This is a genomic window from Rhodococcus kronopolitis, assembly GCF_042654025.1.
GTDB classification, from domain to species: Bacteria; Actinomycetota; Actinomycetes; order Mycobacteriales; family Mycobacteriaceae; genus Rhodococcus_G; species Rhodococcus_G kronopolitis.
The window spans coordinates 126,189-146,712 of sequence record NZ_JBHSFO010000006.1 but is presented as its reverse complement, the minus strand read 5'-3'; the positions used below and the strand labels follow the sequence as shown (position 1 = coordinate 146,712).

The 20,524-nt window shown below is 67.5% G+C and carries 1 protein-coding gene (running past one end of the window); it reads left to right on the top strand.

Annotated features, from left to right (window positions below; translation table 11 throughout):
* Positions 1-20,524: part of a non-ribosomal peptide synthase/polyketide synthase coding region (locus tag ACFO6S_RS13725; protein ID WP_378417820.1), annotated on the top strand (this coding region is incomplete at its 5' end). The annotated region extends 9,082 nt beyond the left edge of the window; the window shows 20,524 of its 29,606 annotated nt.

The following is a 20,524-nucleotide window of genomic DNA, read 5'->3' as shown; positions in this document are numbered from 1 at the left end:
GGCCCAGAACCGGGGAACGCTCGAGTACCTGGAGCGCGCAGACTTCCAGGTGAAGGTGCGCGGTTTCCGGATCGAACTCGGCGAGATCGAATCCGCGCTGCGGGCTCAGCCCGGTGTGATCGAGGCCGTGGTGGTGGCTCGCGAGGATGCGCATGTCGGCACCCAGTTGGTGGGTTATGTCGTCGGTGGCGCCGACGGTCGGCCGCTCGACGGCCAGACGATCCGGGAGGGTCTTCCGGGATCGTTGCCGTCGTACATGGTCCCGGCCGTAGTGATGGTGCTCGATCGGTTGCCGCTCAGCGTGAACGGCAAGGTGGAGCGGAAGGCCTTGCCGGCGCCGGAGTTCGAGGCAAAGGTGTTCCGTGCTCCGTCGACGCCGGTGGAGGAGATCGTTGCGTCGGTGTTCGGCGAGGTACTCGGCGTCGAGCGCGTCGGCGCGGATGACGACTTCTTCGAGCTCGGTGGCAACTCGCTCGTCGCGATGAAGGTGGCGGCGCGGTTGGGTGCGGCACTCGATGCGCGGGTGGCGGTGCGTGAGCTGTTCGAGGCGTCGACGGTGGCATCGCTGGCGGCGCGGTTGGAGTCTCAGGTCGGTGCGGGTGGGCGTCTGGCGCTTGTTGCTCAGCCGCGTCCGGATCGGATTCCGCTGTCGTTGGCGCAGCAGCGGTTGTGGTTCCTCAACCGCTTCGATTCCGAGTCGACCGCCTACAACATTCCGGTGGCCATTCGGCTGTCCGGGCGGCTCGATGTCGAGGCGTTGCAGGCGGCAGTGGTCGACGTGCTGGAGCGTCACGAGTCGCTGCGCACCGTCTACCCGGAGTCCGATGGCACCGCGTATCAGGTCATTGTTCCGATCGCAGAGGCGATACCGGATCTCGTCCCGGTCGCGGTGACACCCGAGACCATCGCAGCCACTGTCGCCGAGGTGATGGCAAGGAGCTTCGACCTCACCTCCGAGGTGCCGGTGCGGGGCGGGATATACCGCCTGGACGACACCGAGCACGTCCTGGTGCTGGTTGTCCACCACATCAGCGCCGACGGTTGGTCGATTGCGCCGCTGACCAGGGACGTCATGATCGCCTACGCGGCGCGGACCGCGGGGTTGCAGCCGGCCTGGTCGATGCTGCCGGTGCAGTACGTGGACTACACGCTGTGGCAGCGAGAGGTGCTGGGCTCGGAGGACGACCCGGAATCGGTGCTCTCGCGGCAGCTCGGCTACTGGACGGATGCGCTGGCAGGTCTTCCCAACCTGTTGGAGGTTCCCACCGATCGGCCGCGTCCTGCTGTCATGTCCGGTCGTGGTGCGAGGCACGAGTTCGAGATCGACGCAGACCTGCAGGTGGCCCTCGACAGGTTGGCGCGCGAGCACCGGGCGACCGTGTTCATGGTCTGGCACGCGGCACTGGCAACTTTGCTCGCCAGGCTCAGCGGGTCGTCCGACGTCACGATCGGGACACCCGTCGCCGGCCGCGGTGACGAGGCGCTCGACGACATGGTCGGCATGTTCGTCAACACTCTCGTGCTGCGGTCTGCGCTCGACGCCGGCGAGTCCTTCGCGGCCCTTCTCGGGAGTGTCCGCGAGACGGACCTGGCGGCCTTCGCGCACGCTGACCTTCCGTTCGAGCGGCTGGTCGACGCCGTGAACCCCGTACGGTCCCAGTCTTATTCGCCGCTGTATCAGGTGTCGCTCGCATTCCAGAACCTCGCGACGACGGTACTCGAGCTGGACGGACTACGCGTCTCCGCGGTCGACAGCGACGTGGTCATGGCCAGGTTCGACCTCGAGTTCGTCGTCGCCGACCGACTCGACGACGGTGTACCGGTGGGATCCGCCGTGACGCTGACCTATGCGACCGACCTGTTCGACGCGGCAACCGCGGGTAGGTTCGCTGACGCGCTCGTGCGCATCCTCGAGCAGGTCACCGCCGACGCCACCCGGGAACTCGGGGACATCGAGGTGGTCTCCGAGGCGGATCGTGACACGATGCTCGGGCAGTGGAACTCCACTGCCGCCGAGGTGCCCGCCGGCACCCTGGTCGATCTGATCGACAGGTCCGCCCGCGAGAACTCGGACACTCCCGCCGTGACTTTCGACGGCGACACGCTCAGTTACACCGAGTTCGATTCGAGAGTCAACAGACTCGCTCGTCACCTGATCGAACTCGGTGTGGGTCCGGAGGAGCGGGTCGTGGTCGCGGCCCGCCGCTCCTTCGAGATGCTCGTCGGCATGTACGCCGTGATGAAGGCCGGCGGCGCCTACGTGCCGGTTGATCCGGACCAGCCGGCGGAGCGGTTGGCGGCGGTGCTCGAGATCGCCGGACCGGTCTGTGTCCTCACGACGGACCGCGATCGTGTCGAGGTGCCTGCCGGCGTCACGGTGGTCGAAATGGACAGTGTCGACACTGCGGGTCTCGACGACGCCCCGATCTCGGACGTCGATCGGATCCGCCCGTTGCGGTCCGGCAACCCTGCATATGTCATCTTCACGTCCGGATCGACAGGCGTGCCGAAGGGTGTGGCGGTCACACACGAGGCGATCGTGAACCAGTTGTGCTGGTTCGTCGACGAGTACGCGGTCACGTCCTCGGACGTGGTGCTGCAGAAGACGCCGATCGTGTTCGACCCGTCGGTGTGGGAGTTGTTCGCGCCCTTCATTGCGGGTGCGCACCTCGTCATCGCGCGTCCGGACGGGCACCGTGACCCGGAGTACCTGGTCTCGACGTCTCGTGAGTGGGGCGTGACCCTGTTGGGCTTCGTGCCTTCGATGCTGGCGACCTTGGCGTCCGATCCGGCGTTGGCGTTGCCGCCGTCGGTGCGTGCACTCCAGTTGGCGGGCGAGGCACTGAGCCCCGAACTCGCAACACGGGTCATGCAGGCTTCGGCGGTGGGAATCGACAATGCGTACGGCCCGGCCGAGACCACGCTGACGTCTGTCCACTACTGGTGCGACGGAACCGAGTCGGACTCCATGCCGATCGGCCGGCCGGTGTGGAACACCCAGGCCTACGTGCTCGACTCGCGGTTGCACCCGGCGCTGCCGGGGGTCGCCGGTGAGGTGTATCTTGCCGGCCGGCAGGTCTCGCGGGGCTACCACGGCCATCCGAACCGCACGGCCGAGCGGTTCGTCCCCAATCCGTTCGGGGATCCGGGCTCTGTCATGTACCGCACCGGTGACCTTGCCCGCTGGCGAGTGGACGGTCAGCTGGAGTACCTCGGCCGCACCGACTTCCAGGTGAAGCTGCGAGGTCAGCGGATCGAGCTGGGCGAGATCGAGTCGGCGCTGGAACGCGTCGACGCGGTGTCCCAGGCGGTCGTGGTGCTGCGTTCGGGCGCAATGTTCGGCGATCAGCTGGTCGGGTACGTGGTTCTCGACCCGGGCGTCTCACTGACGTCGAGCACGCTGCGCGCGAAGGTGGCGGAGTCGCTGCCCGGGTACATGGTTCCGTCCACGGTCATGGTGCTGGCGGAGTTCCCGCTCAACACCAGCGGCAAGCTGGACCGCAAGGCACTGCCCGAGCCGGTGTTCGAGGTGAAGGTGTTCCGTGCGCCGTCGACCCCGGTCGAGGAGATCGTCGCAAATACATTTGCGGATCTGCTGGGTATCGAGCGGGTCGGCGTCGACGACAACTTCTTCGAGCTCGGTGGCAACTCACTGCTCGCGACGCAGGTGGCGGCGCGGTTGGGTGCGGCGCTGGACACGCGGGTGGCGGTACGTGAGCTGTTCGATGCGTCGACCGTGGCGGCGCTGGCGGTGCGGTTGGAGTCTCAGGTGGGCGCGGGTGCGAGCCTGGCGCTCGTTGCGAAGGAGCGTCCGGAGCAGATCCCGTTGTCGCTCGCGCAGCAGCGGATGTGGTTCCTGAACCGCTTCGACCCGGAGTCGACCGCCTACAACATCTCGATGGCCATTCGGCTGTCGGGACGACTGGACGTCCACGCGCTGCAGGCTGCGGTGGGCGACGTGATCGCGCGGCACGAGTCGTTGCGCACGATGTACCCGGACTCCGAGCACGGCCCGCGCCAGGTGATCGTGCCTGCCGCGGAGGTCGACCTCGACCTGGAGCCGACGGTGGTCGCCGAGGACGACCTGCTCTCGGTCGCGGGGGCGTTCCTGTCCACCGGATTCGACGTGCGGATCGCACCGCCGGTACGTGCGCGAATGTTCGAGGTGACCGATACCGACCGGGTGCTGGTGATGGTCGTGCACCACATTGCGTCGGACGGCTTCTCGATGACACCGCTGACGAGGGACCTCGTGGTGGCGTACGCCGCCCGAGTCGACGGCGAGATCCCCAGCTGGACACCGCTGCCGGTGCAGTACGCCGACTACACACTGTGGCAGCGAGAGGTCCTCGGCTCCGAGGACGACCCGGACTCGTTGATCAGGAAGCAGGCCGACTACTGGACGGCCACGCTGGGCGGTCTCGTCGATCAGCTGGAGTTGCCGACCGATCGGCCACGGCCGGCGGTCGCCACGAACAGCGGCGCCAGTTACACCTTCGCCATCGACGCGGACCTGCACCGGGCGCTCAATGCTCGGGCGCGGGAGCACGAGGCGACGCTGTTCATGATCGTGCACGCCGCACTCGCGGTGCTGCTGGCACGGTTGTCGGGTACCTCCGACATTGCGGTCGGAACTCCGATGGCCGGCCGCGGCGAGCAGGCCCTCGACGACCTGGTCGGGATGTTCGTAAACACCCTGGTGCTGCGGACCGAGATCGATTCGAACGAGTCCTTCGCTGAGTTGCTCTCCCGGACTCGGCACGTCGATCTCGAGGCGTTCGCGCATGCTGACACACCCTTCGAGCGTCTCGTGGAGTTGCTCAACCCACCGCGGTCCCAGGCCCGCCACCCGCTGTTCCAGGTGGCGCTGTCGTTCGAGAACGCCGCGCGAACCAGCCTCGAAATCACGGACCTCACGGTGGCCGCTCTCGACGTCGACTTCACCCTGGCCAAGTTTGACCTGCAGGTCACCGTGTCTGAAAGCGTCGACCAGGCAGGCGAACTCTCCGGATCCTCGGTCGCGTTCGACTACGCCACAGACCTCTTCGACGAGGAGACCGTGGTGCGTTTCGCCGAGCGGTTCGTCCGGATCCTGGAGGCCGTCGCCGCCGACACCTCGGTGGTCGTCGGAGACGTCGACGTGCTGTCGGCAGCAGAGCGTGCCGAGCTGACCCGTGTCGGTGACCAGGACGCCCTGCCCGTGGGGACACTGCACGAGATCCTCACCGCGGGTAGCACCGTCGATCCAGAGGCGGTGGCGATCCGGTTCGAGGAGCGCTCGGTGACGTACCGGGAGCTGGACGAGCAGTCCTCGCGGCTCGCGCGGGTCCTGATCGGTCGCGGTGCGGGTCCGGACACCATCGTCGCTCTTGCCTTCCCCCGGTCGTTCGACATGGTCGCGGCGGTGTGGGCGGTGGCGAAGGCCGGAGCGGCATACGTTCCGGTCGATCCGACCTATCCGGGCGATCGAATCGCGCACATGGTGACCGATTCGGGTGCGGTGCTTGCGCTGACGGCGGTCGAGTTCGTGGAGCGGCTCCCGCAGGACCTGAACTGGCTGATCGTCGACGAACCGTCGACGCAGGAGCTGTGTGCGGCGCAGTCGTCTGCTCCGGTCACCGACGGCGAGCGGACATCGGCGGTGTTGCCGCAGCACCTGGCGTACATGATCTACACGTCAGGATCGACAGGACGGCCCAAGGGCGTGGCCGTGACGCATGCCGGCCTTCGCGGACTGCTCGAGTACGCCAGGGGCATGTACGGAGTGCGGCCGGAATCCCGTTTCCTGCACGTCTGCTCCCCGAGCTTCGATCCATCGGTGCTGGAGTGGATGCTGACCTTCTCGGCCGGAGCGACGCTCGTGATCGTGCCGTCGACGGTCATTGGTGGACACGAGATGACACAACTGCTTGCCGCTGAGCGGGTGACCCACATGATTTGCACGCCAGGGGTGGCAGGCACTCTGGATCCGGCCCCGCTGGTGGACCTGGAGCTGCTGCAGCTGGGCGGAGAAGCCTGCCCCGACGAACTGGTGGTGAGGTGGGCACCCGGCCGGGTGATGCTCAACGGCTACGGCCCGACGGAGACGACCATCATCTCCTCGTACGCACGACTGGAATCGGGCCGTCCGGTGCGGATCGGCCGACCGATCGAGGGAATGTCGGCCTGGGTACTCGATGCTCGGATGAACCCGGTCCCCGCGGGGACGCAGGGCGAGCTGTACCTGGCTGGACTGACGCTGGCGCGCGGCTATCACGGGCGTGCCGGGCTGACCGCGGAGCGTTTTGTCGCGAATCCGCACGCGAGCGGTGCGGTGATGTACCGCACCGGTGACGTGGTGCGGTGGACCGGCGACGGCGAGCTGGAGTACGTGGGTCGCAGCGACTTCCAGGTGAAGGTGCGAGGGCTGCGGATCGAGCTCGGCGAAATCGACGCGGCCTTGACCGCGCATCCCGATGTGGACTTCGCGACCACCGTTGGGCATGAACTGTCCTCGGGTGCAACGGCACTGGTCTCCTACGTGGTGGCGATTGCCGATCGGCCCCTGGTTACCGCGGAGCTGACGGAGTTCGTTGCCCGTGCCCTGCCCAGCTACATGGTGCCGATGGTGATCGTGCAGCTCGACGAGGTGCCACTGACTCCGGTGGGCAAGCTGGACCGGAGTGCCCTGCCGGTGCCGGAGTTCGAGGCGCGGGCATTCCGTGCGCCGTCGACGGCGGTCGAGGAGGTCGTCGCGAGTACGTTTGCGGATGTCCTGGGCGTCGAGCGGGTCGGCTTGGACGACGACTTCTTCGAGTTGGGCGGCAACTCGTTGATCGCGACCCAGGTGGTGGCTCGGATCGGTGCGGCATTGGATGCGCAGGTGCCGGTGCGGGTGTTGTTCGAGGCGTCGTCGGTTGCGACGTTGGCGGCTCGGGTGGAGTCGCAGGTCGGTGCGGGTGGCCGGTTGGCGTTGGTTGCGGGTGTGCGTCCGGAGCGGGTGCCGTTGTCGTTGGCGCAGTCTCGGATGTGGTTCCTGAACCGGTTCGATCCGGAGTCGACTGCGTACAACATGCCGATGGCGATTCGGCTGTCCGGACAGTTGGACGTGGCTGCGTTGCAGGCGGCGGTCGGTGACGTGGTGGCGCGGCACGAGTCGCTGCGGACGATGTACCCGGAGTTGGACGGCGTCGCCCATCAGGTGGTCGTGCCGGTCTCGGAGGTCGACCTCGACCTGGATCCGACGTGCGTCGCCGAATCCGACCTGCTCGCGGTGGCGGCGGAGTTCCTGTCTGCCGGTTTCGATGTGCGGGTTGCGCCGCCGGTGCGCGCGCGGTTGTTCGAGGTGTCCGATACCGATCGGGTGCTGGTGATGGTGGTACACCACATCAGTGCGGATGGTGTGTCGATGGCGCCGCTCGCTCGAGATGTGATGGTGGCGTACACCGCCCGTGCCGAGGGTGTGGCTCCGGCGTGGGCGCCGCTGCCGGTGCAGTACGCGGATTACGCGCTGTGGCAGCACGAGGTGCTCGGGTCGCCGGACGACGAGGCCAGCCTGGCCGCGCAGCAACTCGCGTTCTGGACCGAGGAGTTGGCGGCGTTGCCTGCCGCGCTCGACCTGCCGACGGACCGGCCGCGGCCGGCGGAGCAGTCGATGCGCGGTGCGCGGTACGGCTTCGCGATCGACGAGGGCACTACCCGCGCGATTCGTGATCTCGCGGCCGCGCATGGTGCGACGCCGTTCATGGTGTTGCATGCGGCGCTGTCGGTGCTGCTGGCGCGGTTGTCGGGTGAGTCGGACATCGCGGTCGGTACGCCGGTCGGTGGCCGCGGCGAGGCCGCGTTGGACGATCTGGTCGGCATGTTCGTCAACACTCTGGTGTTGCGGACCGCGGTCGACTCGTCCGCGTCGTTTGCGGATCTTCTTGCGTCGGTTCGTGCGACCGATGTTCGGGCGTTCGGTCACATGGATGTGCCGTTCGAGCAGTTGGTCGATGCGCTGAACCCGGCGCGGTCGAAGGCGCACAATCCGTTGTTCCAGGTGTCGTTGTCGTTGCAGAACCAGGAGCGGGCGGTCATCGAGCTGCCGGGCCTGACGGTCAGCGCGTTGGATACGGAAATCGAGGTCACGCAGTTCGACCTGTCGCTGACACTCGGTGAGAGCGTCGACGAGTCCGGCACGGCGACCGGGATGTACGCGAGCTTCGTGTACGCGACGGACCTGTTCGACGAGCCGACGATCGAGTCGTTCGCGGAGCGTTTCGTGCGCATCCTCGAGGAGGCGACCCGCGACGTGACCACCGCCGTCGGCGACATGCGTATCGTGTCTGATCACGAAGCGCAGACGTGGCTCGTCCGATCCGCGGGTGAGAGCGTTTCCGGCAACGGTGGGCTCCTTCTCGACGACTTCGAGGCGCAGGTCGCTCGCACACCGGACGCGATCGCGCTCGTTGACGACACCCGCCGGATGACCTATGCGGAATTCGACGCGCAGGCGAACCGCCTCGCGCGAGTTCTCATCGCACGTGGGGTTCGACCGGAAACGACGGTCGCGATCGCGATGCGTAGGTCGCTCGAGATGCTGGTGGCGATGTATGCGGTCCTCAAGGCGGGCGGGGCGTACGTGCCGGTGGACCCGGATCAGGCTGCGGCCCGCAACGAGTTCGTTCTGGAAACGGTGACTCCGGTGCTGGTCCTGACCAGGGCTGTGGATCGGGGGGACATCCCTCCGACCGATTCGGACATTGTCGAGATCGAGAAGCTCGACACCGCGGGAGTTCGCAGCGAGGCGATCGACGCCTCGGAGCGGCTCGCGGTGCTGCGTCCGGGCAATGCCGCGTACGTGTGCTTCACCTCGGGGTCGACCGGTCGACCGAAGGGCGTCGTGGTCTCCCACGAGGCAATCGTTCGTCACCAGAGGTGGATTCGAGATCAGCTCGCCCTCACCGGCGAGGATGTGGTGCTGCACAAGTCGGCGCTGACCTTCGATGTCGCGGTGATGGAGGTCTTCCTCGCGATGACGGTCGGTGCCAGGACCGTCGTCGCCCGCCCGGACGGGCACCGTGATCCGGAGTACCTGGCCGCGCTCATCCGCAGCGAGGGCGTGACGGTCGTGCAGTTCGTTCCGTCCATGCTCGAGGCCTACCTCGCGGGCCGGGCCGACGGGTCCGTCCTGCGGCGGGTCCTGACCGGTGGCGAGGCGATCTCCGTCGATCTCGCAACGCGTGCCGCCGAACTGGGCCTGCAGCTGCGCAACTGCTACGGACCGACAGAGACGGCGGTCACGGCAACGATGTCCGAGGTGCTCGGACCCGACCTCTCCGACGCCCAGATCGTGCCGATCGGACGACCCGCGTGGGACATGGCGGCCTACGTGCTCGATGCGCGACTGAATCCTGTTCCCACCGGTGTGGCAGGGGAGTTGTATCTGGCCGGTGGCCAGCTCTCGCGCGGCTATCTCGGTCGTTCGGACCTGACGGCTGACCGGTTTGTCGCCGACCCGCATGGTGTTGTCGGGGATCGGATGTACCGGACCGGTGATCGTGTTCGATGGAATTCCGATGGTGAGCTCGAGTACCTCGGTCGTACCGACTTCCAGATCAAGCTGCGGGGTCAGCGGATCGAGCCGGGCGAGATCGAGTCGGTCCTCCGCGAGCATCCGGCGGTGTCACAGGCGGTTGTTGTCGTACACACCGACCCGTCGACGGGCGCTCAGTTGGTTGCGTACGTCGTCGCGCCCTCGGGCATGGATGCCTCGTCGGCGGAACTTCGGGCGTACCTCGAAACCCGGGTACCGCGGTTCATGGTGCCGTCGGCTGTGGTGGTGCTCGAGCAGATGCCGCTGAACGCCGCCGGCAAGTTGGATCGGAAGGCGCTGCCGGCTCCGGTGTTCGAGGCGAAGGTGTTCCGTGCGCCCTCGACTCCGGTTGAGCAGGTCGTTGCTGCCGTCTTCGCCGAGTTGCTTGGCACCGAGCGGGTCGGTCTGGATGATGACTTCTTCGAGTTGGGTGGCAACTCGTTGATCGCGATGCAGGTGGTGGCTCGGATCGGTGCTGCGCTCGATGCGCAGGTGCCGGTGCGGGTGTTGTTCGAAGTGTCGACGGTGGAAGCGTTGGCGGCGCGGGTGCAGTCGCAGGCCGGTGCGGGTGCTCGTATCGCGTTGCGTGCGGGTGCGCGTCCGGAGCGGATCCCGTTGTCGTTGGCGCAGTCTCGGATGTGGTTCCTGAACCGTTTCGATCCGGAGTCGACTGCGTACAACCTTCCGATGGCGATTCGGTTGTCGGGTGTGCTGGATGTGGCTGCGTTGCGGGCGGCTGTCAGTGACGTGGTGGCGCGGCACGAGGTGCTGCGGACGATGTACCCGGAGTCGGACGGCGTCGGCCATCAGGTGGTGTTGTCGGCAGCGGATTGCGTCCCGGAGCTCGTGCCGGTGACGGTTGCCGAGGAGGGCCTGCTCGAGCGGGTGGTCGAGGTGGTGTCGGAGGGATTCGACGTCACCGACCGGATTCCGGTGCGCGCTGAGATTTTCCAGGTGGAGGGTACTTCCGAGCATGTGTTGGTGCTGGTGGTGCACCACATTGCGTCGGATGGTTTCTCGATGGGTCCGCTGACGCGGGACGTGATGGTCGCGTACGCGGCCCGTACCGCGGGTGAGGCCCCGGGTTGGGCGCCGTTGCCGGTGCAGTACGCCGACTACGCGATGTGGCAGCGTGAGGTTCTCGGGTCGGAGGACGACCCGGAGTCGTTGATGTCGGCTCAGCTGGCTTACTGGTCGGATGAGTTGGCGGGGCTGCCGGATCAGTTGGACCTGCCGAGCGATCGGCCGCGGCCGGCGGTGGCGTCGAACCGTGGTGCCGGTGCGGCGTTCACGATCGACGCGCAGTTGCACGCTGCGCTCGGTGAGCTTGCCCGCAGGAGCAATGCCACGATGTTCATGGTCGTGCACGCGGCGCTGGCGGTGCTGCTGGCGCGGTTGTCGGGGACCGACGACATTGCGATCGGTGCGCCGGTCGCCGGTCGTGGTGAGGCCGAGCTCGACGACATGGTCGGGATGTTCGTCAACACCCTGGTGTTGCGGAGTCGGGTGGATTCGGCGGCCACGTTCGAGGACTTGCTGGCAAGGGCGCGGGCCACCGACGTGGCCGGCTTCGCGCATGCGGATGTGCCGTTCGAGCGGCTCGTGGAGGTGCTCGATCCGGTTCGGTCGCAGGCACGGAACCCGTTGTTCCAGGTCTCGTTGGCCTTCCAGAACCTGGGTGCGACCAGTCTCGAGTTGCCGGGTCTTGCGATCAGCGCGGTCGATTTCGATGTGCAGCTGGCGAAGTTCGATCTGCAGTTGACGCTGTCGGAGTCGGTCGAGGAGGACGGGCGGCCGTCGGGGATGGCTGCAGAGTTCACCTATGCCACCGATCTGTTCGACCGGTCGACGGTTGAGTCGTTCGGGGAGCGTTTCCTGCGGGTGCTCGCTGCTGTGGTGGCGGATCCGGCTGTGGTGGTTGGTGACATTGACCTGCTCGAGTCGGTAGAACGTGAACTGGTTCTCTCGCAGTGGAATTCGTCGGGAGTCGATGTCGGTTCCGATGCCACGCTGGTGGAGCTGTTCGATGTTGCCGCGCGGCGGTTCCCGGATCGTATTGCGTTGCGGTACCAGGATGACGGGCTGTCCTACCGGAACCTGGACGAGCGGGCGAATCGCCTGGCCCGGGTGCTGATCGACGCCGGGGTGGGGCCGGAGTCGTTGGTGGCGGTGGCCCTGCCGAGGTCCGCGGACCTGGTGGTGGCGTTGCTCGCGGTGGTCAAGGCCGGTGGCGGATACCTGCCCGTCGATCCGACGTACCCGGCGGACCGGATCGAGTACATGCTCGCCGACGCATCGCCGGTCTGTGTGCTCACGTGGTCGGAGAACGCGATCGCGCTGCCGGACGGACTGCCGGTGATCGAGCTGGACGCGGTCGATCTGTCGATGTATTCGACTGCGGCGGTTGTGGACTCGGATCGGCGTGCGCCGTTGGTGCCGGGCAATGTCGCGTATGTGATCTACACCTCGGGTTCGACGGGGCGCCCGAAGGGCGTGCTGGTGCCGCACCGCAATGTCGGTCGGTTGATGCGTAACACCGAGGCGGAGTTCGGGTTCGACGAGACGGACGTGTGGACGATGTTCCACTCGTATGCGTTCGACTTCTCGGTGTGGGAGCTGTGGGGTCCGTTGCTCTACGGAGGCACGCTGGTGGTGGTCGACTACTTCACGTCGCGGTCGCCGGAGCAGTTCCTGGAGTTGTTGGCGCGGGAGCGGGTGACGGTGCTCAACCAGACGCCGTCGGCGTTCTACCAGTTGGCGGAGGCGGATCGTCAGGCGCCTGCGGAGCTGGCGCTGCGGTACGTGATCTTCGGCGGTGAGGCGCTGGAGTTGCGCCGGTTGACGGACTGGTACGGACGACACGACGACGCGTCTCCGCGTCTGGTGAACATGTACGGCATCACCGAGACCACCGTGCACGTCTCGCACCGTCGTATCGACGAGCCGACGGCCAAGGCGGCGTCGGCGTCGCTGGTCGGGCAGGCGATCGCGGGTCTGCAGGTGTACGTCCTGGACACGCGGCTGCGGCCGGTGCCGGTCGGCGTTCCGGGCGAGATGTACGTCGCGGGTGTGCAGTTGGCCCGGGGCTACCTCGGTCAGCCGGCGCTGACGGCGTCGCGTTTCGTGGCGAACCCGTTCGCTGTGGACGGTTCTGCGTTGTACCGCTCGGGTGACCTGGCGCGGTGGAGCCGGGACGGCGACCTCGAGTACCTCGGTCGGTCCGACGACCAGGTGAAGGTGCGTGGTTTCCGGATCGAGTTGGGTGAGATCGAGTCGGCGCTGTTGGCTCACGTGCAGGTGGGTCAGGTTGCGGTGATCGTCCGCGAGGACGTCCCGGGAGGCGCACGACTGGTCGCCTACCTCGTGCCCGCGGTCGGGGCCACCGTGGATGTGGCTTCGGTGCGGGACGGTGCGGCGGAGTTGCTGCCGGAGTACATGGTGCCGTCGGCGTTCGTGGTGCTCGACGAGATTCCGCTGACGTCGAACGGGAAGTTGGATCGGAAGTCGTTGCCGGCGCCGGTGTTCGAGGTTCGGGAGTTCCGGGCGCCGACGACTCCGGTCGAGGAGATCGTGGCGGGTGTGTTCGCCGATGTGCTGGGGGTCCCGCGGATCGGTCTGGATGACGACTTCTTCGAGCTCGGTGGCAACTCGTTGGTGGCGACGCAGGTGGTTTCGCGCATCGGTGCGGCACTGGACGCGCGGGTGCCGGTGCGGACGTTGTTCGAGGCGTCGACGGTGGCGGCGCTGTCGACGGCGGTGGAGCAGCATGCGGGTTCGGGCGGCCGGATCGCGTTGCGTGCCGGTGTGCGGCCCGAACGAGTTCCGTTGTCGTTGGCGCAGTCTCGGATGTGGTTCCTGAACCAGTTCGACACCTCGTCGTCCCTGTACAACATTCCTGCTGCGGTGCGGCTGTCCGGCGAGTTGGATGTGGCGGCGTTGCAGGGGGCTGTCGGTGACGTGTTGGCCCGTCACGAGTCGCTGCGCACTGTCTACCCGTCCGTGGCCGGGGCCGGATACCAGACCGTTCTGCCGGTTGGTGAGTTCGCCGTCGACCTGACGCCGGAGACCATCGCCGCGGAGGACACCGTCGCACGCGTGACGGAGGTGATCTCGGCCGGATTCGACGTGACCGCACAGGTTCCGGTGCGGGCTCGGCTGTTCGCGGTGGCCGGCACCGACGAGCATGTGCTCGTGCTGGTGGTTCACCACATCGCCGGCGACGGTTTCTCGATGGGGCCGCTGACGCGCGACGTGATGGTCGCCTACGCCGCCCGCAGCGCGGGGAGCGCGCCCGACTGGGCGCCGCTCGAGGTGCAGTACGCGGACTACAGCCTGTGGCAGCACGAGGTCCTCGGTTCCGAGGACGACCCGCAGTCGCTGATCTCGCAGCAGTTGTCGCACTGGGAGCAGACGCTGGACGGGTTGCCCGATCAGCTGGACCTGCCGACGGACCGGCCGCGGCCGGTCGTGGCGACCAACAGTGGTGCGGAGGTGTCGTTCTCCCTCGACGCGGTCCTGCACAAGGGTCTCGGCGATCTTGCCCGCACCCACAATTCGACGATGTTCATGGTGCTGCACACGGCACTCGCGGTGCTGCTGGCCAGGGCGTCCGGGACCTCGGACATCGCGATCGGCACGCCGATCGCCGGACGCGGCGAGGCCGCGCTGGACGAGTTGGTCGGCATGTTCGTCAACACGCTGGTGCTGCGCACGCAGGCCGAGTCGTCCACCACCTTTGTGGACCTGCTCGAGCAGGTGCGGGAGAGCGACCTGTCGGCGTTTGCGAATGCGGACGTGCCGTTCGAGCGGCTGGTGGAGGTGCTGAGCCCCGTTCGGTCGCAGTCGCGCAACCCGCTGTTCCAGGTTGCCCTCTCGATGGGAAACACCGGTCCCGTCGGCTTCGAGCTGCCGGGCCTGCGCCTGAGTGGGGTCGAATTCGACGGGCACGTCGCCAAGTTCGACCTGCAGCTGTCGATTGTCGAGTCGTTCACCGAGGACGGGGTCGCCGACGGAATCACCGCCGAATTCCTGTACGCCACAGATCTGTTCAACGAGCAGACCGTTGTCGGCTTCGCGGAGCGGCTGGTCCGGATCGCCCGGGCGGCGGTAGCAACTCCCATGGTCGCCATCGGCGACATCGAGCTTCTCGAGCCGGCGGAACTGGTCGATCTGAGCACGCGTCGGGGTGCGGACACCGGTCCGATCCATGCGCTGCCGGACGTCCTCTCCGATGCGGTGCGGATGAACCCGTCGGCGCCTGCCGTCACCCTCGGCGGTCGCACGCTGACCTATCGGGAGATCGACGAGTGGTCGTCGCGGGTGGCCCGTGTGCTGATCTCCGAGGGTGTCGGGCCGGAGTCGTTCGTGGCGTTGGGTATCACCCGATCGATCGAGTCGGTGTTGGCGGTCTGGGCTGTCGCCAAGACCGGTGCCGCCTTCGTCCCGGTCGACCCGAACTACCCCGCGGAGCGGGTCGCGCACATGGCCGCCGACTCGGGCGCGGCTATCGGATTGACGGTGGCCGCGTCGGTGGACAGGCTGCCGGACGGTGTTCGGTGGCTGGTTCTCGACGACCATGAGTTCGAGGTCAGGTGCAACGCGCAGCCGGCCGACGAGGTCACCGCCTCCGAGCGACTGGGTGTGCTTCGGGTCGAGAACACGGCCTATGTCATCTACACGTCGGGGTCGACGGGCAAGCCGAAGGGCGTCGCGGTGACGCACGGCGGGCTGTCGAACCTGGCGGCGGAGCAGCGGGACCGGTTCAAGATCGATTCCGGTTCGCGGACTCTGCATTTCGCATCCCCGAGCTTCGATGCCTCGATGCTGGAGTTGCTGCTCGCGGTCGGTGCGGGCGCCGCCATGGTGATCGTGCCGACCACGGTCTACGGCGGTGCGGAACTGGCCGAGCTGCTGCGGGCCGAGCGGGTGACGCATGCGTTCATCACTCCGGCCGCGTTGGCCTCGATCGACCACACGGAGCTCTCCGAACTGCGGTCGGTGATGGTCGGCGGTGAGGCGTACTCACCGGACCTCGTGGCCCGGTGGGCGGCGGAACGTGACTTCTTCAACGTCTACGGTCCGACCGAGACGACCGTGATCGCGACCAGCAGCAATCCACTGGTCGCAGGTGGGCTGATGCCGATCGGTGAGGGCCTCCGGGGAGTCCGCACGCTGGTGCTCGATTCCCGGTTGCATCCCGTTCCCGTCGGTGTCGCGGGTGAGCTCTACCTGTCGGGTCCGGGTGTCGCGCGCGGCTACCTGCACCAGCCGGGGCTGACCGCAGACCGTTTCGTGGCGAACCCCTTCGCCACGAGCGGAGACCTCACCGGCACCAGGATGTACCGGACCGGTGACGTGGTTCGCTGGACGGGCGACGGTGAGCTCGAGTACGTGAGCCGCGCGGACTTCCAGGTGAAGGTTCGTGGCTTCCGGATCGAACTCGGCGAGATCAACCTTGCGCTGACCTCGCACGACGACGTGGAGTTCGCGGCAACGATCGGCCACACCGGTGTCGGCGGTGCGACATCTCTCGTGTCGTACGTGGTGGCGGTTCCGGGTCGGGTGCTCGATCCGACCGCCCTCAAGGAGTTCGTCGGTCGATCACTGGCCGCGTACATGGTGCCGGCATCGGTCATGGTGCTCGACGAGATCCCGCTGAACCCGGTCGGCAAGCTGGACCGGAAGGCGTTGCCGGAGCCGGTGTTCGAGGTTCGGGCGTTCCGGGCCCCGTCCACGCCGGTCGAGCAGATCGTCGCGAACGTGTTCGCGGAGGTGCTCGGTGTCGAGCGGGTCGGTCTCGACGACGACTTCTTCGAGCTCGGTGGCAACTCGCTGATCGCGACCCAGGTCACCGCTCGTCTCGGCGCGGCGCTCGATGCGCAGGTGCCGGTTCGGGTGGTGTTCGAGGCGAGCGTCGTCGAGGATCTGGCGGTTCGGGTGGGTCAACTCGAGGGGCATGGGGCGCGCCCCGCACTGAGTGCCGGCGCGCGCCCGGAGCGGGTGCCGCTGTCACTGGCGCAGCAGCGGATGTGGTTCTTCAACCGGTTCGACCAGGACTCGGTGGCGTACAACATTCCCGCGGCGATCAGGCTGACCGGTGACCTCGACGTGGCCGCCATGACGGCCGCGGTCGGTGACGTGGTGGCACGACACGAGGTGCTGCGCACGGTGTACCCGCAGGCAGAGGACGGTGCCGCGACACAGGTGATCCTGCCGGTCGGGGACGTCGTCGTCGACCTCGAACCGGTCACCGTGGCGGCCGACCAGGTCGTCGCGGAGGTGACGAAGTTTGTCTCCGGAGGATTCGACGTCACGTCTCAGGTCCCGATCCGGACGATGCTCGTGCGTGTCGACGGCACCGACGAGACGCCCGAGTACGTGCTCGCCATGGTCGTTCACCACATCGCGGCCGATGGTTCCTCGATCGGCCCGTTCACCCGGGATCTGATGGTGGCGTATGCGGCCCGCGCAGCGGGTACCGTCTCAGCGCAGCCGCCACTGGCCGTGCAGTACGCCGACTACGCGCTGTGGCAGCGGGAGGTCCTCGGAAGCGAGGACGATCCGGAGTCGCTGATCTCCGAGCAGCTCGGCTACTGGAAGTCGGCGCTTGCCGGCCTGCCGGAGCAGCTGGACCTGCCGACCGACCGGCCGCGGCCGGCGGTGCAGTCGTACCACGGCGGCACGGTCGAATTCGCGGTGAGTCCCGATCTGCATCGGGGGCTCGTCGAGATGGCGCGCGCTCACAACGCCACCCTGTTCATGGTCGTGCACGCCGCGTTCGCGACCCTGCTCGCCCGGCTGTCGGGGACGCGAGACATCGCAGTCGGCACACCCTTCGCCGGCCGTGGGGATGCCGCGCTCGACGATCTGATCGGCATGTTCGTCAACACGCTCGTCTTCCGGACCGATGTCGCACCGGATGCCGGTTTCGCTGAGCTCCTGACCCAGGTCCGGGAGGCGGACCTCGGGGCATTCGGGCATGCGGACGTGCCGTTCGAACGGCTGGTGGAGGTGCTCAACCCGACCCGTTCGACCGCTCGGCATCCGCTGTGCCAGGTGGGCTTCTCGTTCCAGAACCTGGCCGAGTCCACCTTCGAACTCGACGGTCTGGCAATCGCGCCCGCCGAGCTGGCATCCGAGGTCTCCCAGTTCGACCTGCACCTGATCATCGGCGACCGCTACGACGAGGAGGGCACGCCGATCGGATTGGGCGCGAGCCTGACCTACGTGACCGCGCTGTTCGACCGGGCCACCGCGCAGGCGTTCGCGGACCGCTTCCTCGGCGTGCTCGAACAGCTCGTGGCGAACCCGGACGGCGTCGTCGGCGACCTGTCGATGGTCACCTCGGTCGAGGCAGATCAGATCCTGGGCGACTGGAACGCCACCGACGAGTCGGTGCCGGATGCGACGCTGGTCGATCTCTTCGACGCGCAGGTGTCGAGGACGCCGGAGGCTGTTGCCCTGGTGTTCGACGGTGACTCGCTGACGTACCGAGAGTTCGATTCCCGGGTGAACAGGTTGGCGCGCAAACTGATCGCGGCAGGCGTCGGTCCGGAGACCCTGGTCGGACTGGCGATGCGACGTTCAGTCGAGTTGATGGTCGGCATGTACGCGATCGTCAAGGCCGGCGGTGCCTACGTGCCGATCGACCCGGATCATCCCGGCGAGCGAATCGCCCTGGTCCTGGAATCGGCTGCCCCGGCGTTGCTGCTCACCCGCACCGACGACGTGGTTGCGCTGCCGGGCGACTGCCCGGTGCTGGCGCTCGACACCCTCGAGCTGTCCGGCTTCTCCGACGCGCCGGTCTCCGACCGCGACCGGCTGGCGCCGCTGCGGACCGGCAACCCGGCCTACGTGATCTTCACGTCGGGCTCGACCGGCCGGCCCAAGGGTGTCGCCGTCGCGCATGCGGCCGTCGTCAACCAGATGGTGTGGAAGCAGGCGGAATACGGACTGGGCGGCGACGACGCGGTTCTGCTCAAGACCGCGGCCACGTTCGACCTGTCGGTGTGGGAATTCTGGTGGGCGCTGCAGACGGGTGCTCGACTGGTGATCGCCCGTCCCGACGGGCACCAGGATCCCGCCTATCTGCTCGAGTTGATGTCGCGTGAGGTGGTGACCACGTTGCACGTGGTGCCGTCGATGCTGTCGATGCTGCTGTCGGACCCGCTGACCGGCTTCCCGGAATCGGTGACGAGGGTCCTGGCCATCGGCGAGGCTCTGCCGGCGGAGACCGCGGCGCGGCTGCGGGCCGTGAGCGCAGCCCGACTCGACAACCTCTACGGGCCCACCGAGGCAGCGGTCTCGGTGACCTCGTACCGGACGTCGGCGGCGGACACGGTGACGGTGCCGATCGGCACGCCCGAGTGGAACACCCAGGTGTTCGTGCTCGATTCGCGCCTGCACCCGGTTCCGGTGGGTGTGTCGGGAGAGCTGTACCTCGCCGGTGCGCAGCTGGCCCGTGGGTACCACGGCCGGACTGACCTCACGGCGGACCGGTTCGTCGCGAACCCGTTCGGTGACGGCACCCGTCTCTATCGCACCGGCGACGTCGTGCGGTGGCGTGGCGACGGCAATCTCGAGTACCTCGACCGCGCCGACTTCCAGGTCAAGGTCCGCGGTTTCCGTATCGAGCTCGGTGAGATCGAGTCCGCGTTGCGGTCCGTGACCGGGGTGATCGACGCGGTCGTGGTGGCTCGGGTTGACGCCGTGAGCGGCACCCAGCTCGTCGGCTACGTCGTCGGGGCCGAACTGGACGGAGCGCTCGTTCGTAGCGCGCTGTCCGGTGCAATGCCCTCGTACATGGTCCCGGCCGTGGTGATGGTTCTCGACGCGTTGCCGCTGAACGTGAACGGCAAGGTGGATCGGAAGGCACTTCCCGATCCGGAGTTCGTGGCGCGTGAGTTCCGTGCGCCGGAGACCGACACCCAGCGCACGGTGGCGGGCGTCTTCGGTGCGGTGCTCGGGATCGAGCGGGTCGGGCTGGACGACGAGTTCTTCGATCTCGGTGGTAACTCGCTGGTGGCGACGCGCCTGACCGCGCTGCTCGGCGCCGCGCTCGGAATCGAGGTACCGGTGCTGTGGGTGTTCTCGAATCCGACCCCGGAGTCGATGGCAGCCCGGGCGGACGCCGTGCTCGCAGGCGTCGAGGATCTGGACACGGAGTCCGCGTTCGAGGTGCTGCTGCCCCTGCGGGAACGCGGAAGTAAGCCGCCGCTGTTCTGCGTCCATCCGGTCATCGGCCTCTCCTGGGCGTTCGCCGGGCTGTCCGCCCACGTCGACCGGGAACGGGGTATCTACGGACTGCAGTCGCCGGCGGTTTCCGGTACCGGACCGCTGCCGGCGACCATTGAGGAATGGGCGCAGCGGTACCTGCAGGAGATCAGGGCCGTTCAGCCCGAGGGCCCGTACCACCTGATCGGGTGGTCACTCGGTGGCGTCATCGCCCACGCGATGGCGGTGCAGCTGCAGTCGGAGGGCGAGGAGGTCGGCCTGCTTGCCATGATGGACAGCTACGCGGACAACGACATCGAGCGCCCCGCGGCCGAGGGGAACATGACGGCCCGAGATCTGCTTGGTGGGCTGCTGCCGGCCGTGGCATCGGGTGGCCGCGACCGGGTCGACGAGGAGCTCACTGCGGACATCGTGCACGAGCTGGTCTCGGATCTCCCCGCGCCGTTCGATTCTCTCGGTGCCGACCGGATCAACGCGGCACTCGAGGCCGCGGGTGCGTCGATCGCCATGATCGGGGACTACGAACCGCGACCGTACAAGGGCGACCTGGTGTACTTCGCGGCCCTGAGCGACGACCCGACCGGGGAACTCGGAGCGTCGACGTGGCGCGAAGCCGTCGACGGACTGATCGACACCCATCGAGTCGAGGCCACCCACTGGGACATGGCGTCGGCGGACGCACTCGCGCAGATCGGCGCGGCGTTGAACGAATGGTGGTCCGACGACGACCTCTGA